Source organism: Bacillus sp. C30, assembly GCF_040838255.1.
GTDB lineage: Bacteria > Bacillota > Bacilli > Bacillales > Bacillaceae_G > Bacillus_A > Bacillus_A mycoides.
On sequence record NZ_JBFPJH010000333.1, the window covers coordinates 1 to 3433 of the forward strand.

3 protein-coding genes are annotated in these 3433 nt (G+C 37.0%); 2 read left to right on the forward strand and 1 reads right to left on the reverse strand.

The genetic code is table 11. The annotated features are described in order from the left end of the window. Window positions 1-655: 5-oxoproline transporter, DUF979 family subunit (locus tag AB3X49_RS19655; RefSeq protein ID WP_367964202.1), on the forward strand; the 655-nt coding region annotated here is incomplete at its 5' end. A gap of 16 nt (window positions 656-671) precedes the next feature. Next, window positions 672-1319 carry a pyroglutamyl-peptidase I gene (gene pcp, locus AB3X49_RS19660; RefSeq protein WP_367964204.1) on the forward strand — a complete coding sequence of 216 codons (648 nt, stop codon included), beginning with the start codon at window positions 672-674 and terminating at the stop codon, window positions 1317-1319. A gap of 497 nt (window positions 1320-1816) precedes the next feature. On the opposite strand, the gene AB3X49_RS19665 is transcribed toward pcp, so the two are convergent. Continuing rightward, window positions 1817-3304, reverse strand: a complete 1488-nt coding sequence (locus tag AB3X49_RS19665; RefSeq protein WP_367964205.1) for a peptide MFS transporter — start codon at window positions 3302-3304, stop codon at window positions 1817-1819. Window positions 3305-3433 lie beyond the last annotated feature (129 nt).

Sequence of the window (3433 nt, forward strand, 5' to 3'; positions counted from 1 at the left end):
ATTAATACCTATTTTTACAATTATCGGAACGTTAACGTTAGGAAAAATCAAATGGGGGAATGTCGCACTTGTTGATCCTGATAAAGTAACATTAGTTGCATTAGCGTTAGGGGCATTACTCGCATTCGTTGCGGCGATGCGTATTACAAAAGCGAAAATAACAACGCCTGTTCAAGAAGGAAGTAGGTTACTACAGGCTGTCGGGTGGGCAGTTATTTTACCACAAATGTTAGCAGCACTTGGCGGTATTTTCGCGAAGTCTGGCGTTGGTCAAGTTGTTTCAGATTTAGTCGGACAAGTGTTACCGACAGAGTATCCATTCGTTGCTGTTATGGCGTATTGTTTAGGAATGATGCTATTTACAGTCGTAATGGGGAATGCATTCGCAGCGTTTGCAGTAATCACTGGCGGAATCGGCTTACCTCTAATTGTACAAATGCACGGAGGGAATCCAGCTATTATGGCAGCACTCGGTATGTTTGCTGGATATTGCGGAACGCTGCTTACTCCAATGGCAGCAAACTTTAATATCGTACCTGCGATGCTTTTAGAATTGAAAGATAAAAATGCAGTCATTAAAGCACAAGTACCAATTGCTCTTTCAATTTTTATCATAAATATGTTTATAATGTACGGCCTTGTATATCGTTTCTAATTAGGAGAGTGAAACTATGAAAACAGTATTATTAACAGGATTTGATCCGTTCGGGGGAGAAAGTATCAATCCAGCTTGGGAAGTCGCAAAAAGTTTGCATGAAAAAACAATCGGAGAGTACAAGATTATTAGTAAACAAGTTCCAACCGTATTTCATAAATCGATACAAGTATTAAAAGCGTATATAGAAGAACTGACTCCTGAAATGATTATATGTATTGGACAAGCTGGGGGCAGACCAGATATTACGATAGAGCGTGTAGCAATTAACGTTGACGACGCAAGAATTGCTGATAATGAAGGGAACAAGCCGGTGGATATGCCAGTTGTAGAAGAAGGACCTATTGCGTATTGGTCTACACTTCCGATGAAAGCAATCGTGAAAAAACTTCGCGAAGAAGGTATACCGTCATCTGTTTCACAAACCGCAGGTACATTCGTTTGTAATCATTTATTCTATGGTCTCATGCACGAACTAGAAAAACATGATAAGAAAATAAAAGGCGGATTTGTTCATATTCCGTTCTTACCAGAGCAAGCGAGCAATTATCCAGGGCAACCGAGTATGTCACTTTCTACGATTCGTAAAGGGATAGAGTTGGCAATTGAGGTAGCGACGGAAGTGGAAGTAGATATTGTAGCGTGCGGCGGTGCGACGCATTAAGTAAAAAGCATGTTAATTAAAGAGGGCTGATGCAGCCCTCTTTGTGTGTTTGTATTTTGTAATTGAAGATGCAGTATAGAATATAAAGGGAAAGGTTGCAATGGGAGTATTCTAACAAATATGGAATTGTTCCAAATAAAAGGCAACTTTTTAAATAGTTTCTTAATGATGTAGAATTTTCGTCTATATGAATGGATAAAAAGTTAAGTTCTGATAAACTCAAAGATATACAAAGTAATGATTTTAAAATGGTGTGATAAAAATATCACACCATTTTTATGTAAAACAAACAGAGTGAATTTTTTCCATTAGTAAAGTATAACTGGGTAAGAGATAATCATCAGAATTGTTAATTGTACTATGATTTATCAAAACTGATAAATTTAAATATAAGTACGGTAAGAATGCAATATTTATCTAACCTTTACAAAAAAGAGTAACCCGTTTGGCTACTCTTCACATAGAAACTTGTATTTGTTCATTTCAATAAGAGACCGTTATTGAAGTCCCTTCATGAAATTTTGGATTTTTGATGATAATGTAAACAGCAGGATGCTAACTAAAATGGAGATAGCACCAATAACACCAAAGTAAATTGCTTCTGTTGCAGGATTATACAGTTTAACAACTTGGGCATTTATTGCTTGCGCAGACGCAGTTGATAAGAACCATAAGCTTATGGTTTGCGAAGAGAAAGCAGCTGGAGCCAGCTTCGTCGTTATTGATAACCCTGAAGGAGATAAACAAACTTCTCCAATTACAATTAAAAAGAAGCTAAGGACTAACCACATAGGATTCACTAAAGAGTGAGTACCGTTGATTAAAGCCGGAATAATCATAACTAAGAATGATAAACCTGCAAATAGCAATCCAATAGCGAATTTTTTTGCCGTTGAAGGCTGCTTCTTGCTTAACTTTATCCAAACCCATGCAAAAATCGGGGCAAGCGTTACGATAAAGATTGGACTTAATGATTGGAACCAAGCGGAATGCAATGTAATTCCATTGAACTGTAATTGAGTTCGTTGATCCGCGTATGTCGCTAAGATAATAGCACCTTGTTCTTGTATAGACCAAAATATTGTAGCTGCAATAAAGAGTGGTATATACGCAAGAAGACGAGATTGCTCTACTTTTGTTATTTTAGGACTACGATACATATAAATGAAATAATAGGCTGGAATAACAATCCCTAAGATACTAATCAGGAATGTAAAACGATTTATAGTTAACAACCCAGTTGGAATTGTAACCACACCTAGCAATGTTAATACAACCAGACCAACACTGAAATACTTAATAGTCTTTTTTCTTTCCGAATCTGATAATGGATTAGGTACTTGCGTACCGACTAGACCAAGGTTTTTCTGTTTTGTTCCAACAAATACCCCTAACCCAATTGCCATACCAATTGCCGCAACTCCAAAACCAAGGTGGAAATTATATTGCTGACCTAATGTTCCGACAACTAAAGGTGCAAGTAAGGCCCCTAAGTTAATACCCATGTAGAATATACTGAACCCTGAGTCACGACGCGCATCTGTTTCACTGTATAAACTTCCTACGATGTTCGATATGTTAGGCTTTAACAACCCTGTTCCTAGAACTAAGAAGACCATAGAGATAAATAACGCACTTTTACTACCCGGTAAAGCTAAAATAAGATGGCCAATCATAATTAAAACGCCACCAAAGAATACGGTTTTACTTGGACCAAATAAACGATCCGATATCCATCCACCGATAATACTAGACATGAACAGTAAGGAACCGTAAATTGCCATTATCGAGGTTGCGGTAGATTGATCAATTCCTAATCCACCTTTTGCGACCGAATAGTACATATAATAAAGTAAAATAGCTCTCATTCCGTAATGAGAAAACCTCTCCCAAAACTCAGTGAAGAATAAAGTGAATAATCCTTTTGGATGCCCAAAAAATCCTGTTTGAGGAATACTTTGAACAAGTTCGTTTTTTTCTTTCATAATGTTAATATTACCCCTTATTAATTTTTGATATTATACAAGTATAACTTAAGAGGCTCCCAGTAGTCCATAACTATCTAAGAACCTGTCTAGAATCTTTTTAATAAAATCGCCACGCCTGCCAATAAG